This is a genomic window from Pseudoxanthobacter sp., from assembly GCF_036822375.1.
Classification (GTDB): domain Bacteria; phylum Pseudomonadota; class Alphaproteobacteria; order Rhizobiales; family Segnochrobactraceae; genus Pseudoxanthobacter.
In genome coordinates this window covers 5,242-7,383 of record NZ_DAISHT010000168.1, presented here as the reverse complement: position 1 = coordinate 7,383, position 2,142 = coordinate 5,242, and the positions used below count along the sequence as shown (strand labels likewise).

The 2,142-nt window shown below is 72.2% G+C and carries 2 protein-coding genes; both read right to left on the bottom strand.

The genetic code is table 11. The annotated features are described in order from the left end of the window. Positions 1-269: 269 nt before the first annotated feature. Positions 270-1,196, bottom strand: a complete 927-nt coding sequence (locus V7067_RS13635) for a DUF1223 domain-containing protein (RefSeq protein ID WP_334176450.1) — start codon at positions 1,194-1,196, stop codon at positions 270-272. 348 nt (positions 1,197-1,544) lie between these two features. Beyond that, positions 1,545-2,102 (bottom strand): DsbE family thiol:disulfide interchange protein, encoded by a 558-nt coding sequence (locus V7067_RS13630; RefSeq protein ID WP_334176452.1) that lies wholly within the window; start codon positions 2,100-2,102, stop codon positions 1,545-1,547. Between the last annotated feature and the right edge of the window lie 40 nt (positions 2,103-2,142).

Here is a 2,142-nt window from a genome sequence, read left to right as displayed (position 1 = left end):
AGGCCTCGGCCACCGGACCGGCGCCGATGGCGGCGGCGATGAAGGAATCGCGGATAAAGCCGAGAACGCGGCTTGAGAGGGTCGCGCCGCCGACGGTCGCGAAATTGCGCAGCAGGCTCATCGCTTCTGGAGGCTCTCGGCTGGTGTGGGCCCGGCAGGCGCAGGCATGGCCTGCCGCGAGAGGCTTAACCGCCCGCACGGGTCTTCACAAGGGACGACGCAGGCCGCCGCACCCGACCGCGCCGCTCCGGGCGGAACCCGGCCCCGGGCTAGTTGGCGCTGACATCGTATTCCACCCAGCTCGCCCCCAGGATCGCCCCCGGCTTGCTGTCGGCATCCGCCTGCACCACCACGGCCGAGCGCCAGCGGTGGCGGGCCAGCGCCGAAGGGGGCGTGCCCGGCGCGGGCGGGCTGCCGGGCACGGCGGCCGGCATCGACAGGCCGGTGATAAGGGCGGCGGCCGGCAGGTCGATCTGCACCTCGCTGCCGTTCCAGATGCCGACGGCGCGCAGGTCGCGCACGATATTGCGGTAATGCAGGGTGCGGCCGCTGTTCTCGCCGCCGCCCACCGTCACCGATTCGTCGGGGTCGAGCGAAGCGAGCCAGATGGTGGCGTTATATTGCCGGCCTGGCGTGGCGGCCACGCGGATCCGCAGCACGCCTTCCTCCAGCTGCAGCGAAACGCCCACCGGCAGCAGCAGCGGCCGGGTGGCGGCGCGCACGATGTCGCGGTCGATCTCGCGCTCGTTGCCGCCGCTGACCAGCGAGCCGTCGATGATGACCTGCGGGGTATAGACCTGCCGGTCGCGGCGCCGGTCGGCATAGGCGAACTGGCGCTGGGCGCCGACCTTGGTGGCGAAGGTGTCGGCCCAGCCCAGATAGTTCCAGTAATCGACCGGGAAGGTGAGCACGACCATTTCGCGGTCGTCGGCATAGCGGCCGATGACGGAATCGGCCGGCGGGCAGGCGGCGCAGGCCTGACTGGTGAAGAGTTCCACCACCGTGCGGGCGGGCAGGGAGGCATGTTCGCTGGCCTGCGCCGTGACGGTGGCCGCGGCGGCATCGCCGGCGTGTGCGGACCAGGCCGCCAGCAGGCTGCCGGCCAGCAGGCTGCCCGCCAGCAGCCAGCCGGCCCGCAACGGTGCGACGGGCCGGATTGCCGCCGGCACGGGTGCGCGGCACGGCATTGCGGCCATGGGCCGCCTGCGCCTGCTCTGCTCCTCGTGCTGCCGCGTCATTGCCTGCAATCCGTGTTCCGTGGGCCGGGATCAGTATAAATAGGCTTGTTTGATACGCTGCGCGCTGCGCCTTGCGGCCGCGCGGCATACCGGCCGCCCCCTCTCCGTCCGGGCTTTTGCCAGAAAAATCCCGCCGGGGCGGCTTGGCAAGCCGCATGGCGGTCCGTGTTGCGCACGGACGCGTGAGCAGGCGGGCCCTTGTCTTAGGCACCGATGCTTGCCGCGCGCTTGCCGGACAGGATTGCCTTGCCGGCCAGGCTTGCCGGTCGCGCCCGCCGCGGGGGCGGGCGGCCGGCGGCACCGCGTTCAGCGTGCCGGGGGCGGCTCGGCCAGCGCGGCCTGCAGGGCGGTGCCGAACGGGCCGGCGAGGGCGCTCCGATCCAGCGGGCCGATGACCTTGAAGCGGACCGTGCCGTCGCGGCCGATGAGATAGGTTTCCGGCACACCGTAGACGCCCCATTCGATGGCCGCGCGGCCGTCGCGGTCGAGGCCGACGGCGGCGTAGGGATTGCCGAGGCTGCCGAGGAAGCGCAGGGCGTTTGCCGGCACGTCCTTGTAGCTGATGCCTGCGACGACGAGGCGCGGGTCGCGGGCAAGCTCCGTCAGCACGGGGTGTTCCAGCCGGCAGGGCGCGCACCACGACGCCCACACATTGACCAGCGACACCTGCCCTGCCAGCGCTGCGGTGGAAAAGCCGGGCACCGGCTGCCCGCCGGCCTCAAGACCCGGCAGCGGCGGCAGAACGGTCTGCGGTGCCGGCCGGCCGACGAGCGGCGAGGGCACGACCGAGGGATCGGCGTTGCGGGCGATGCCGATGAAGAACATCACCGCCAGCAGCGAGAAGACGGCAAGCGGCAGCAGCATCAGGGCACCGCGCCAAGAGACACCGCGCCAAGAGATGCCG

What these genes read in the sequence shown, in the direction of transcription:
- V7067_RS13635 (WP_334176450.1), bottom strand. Translation starts at nt 1,196, where the DNA reads ATGGCCGCAATGCCGTGCCGCGCACCCGTGCCGGCGGCAATCCGGCCC.
- V7067_RS13630 (WP_334176452.1), bottom strand. Translation starts at nt 2,102, where the DNA reads ATGCTGCTGCCGCTTGCCGTCTTCTCGCTGCTGGCGGTGATGTTCTTC.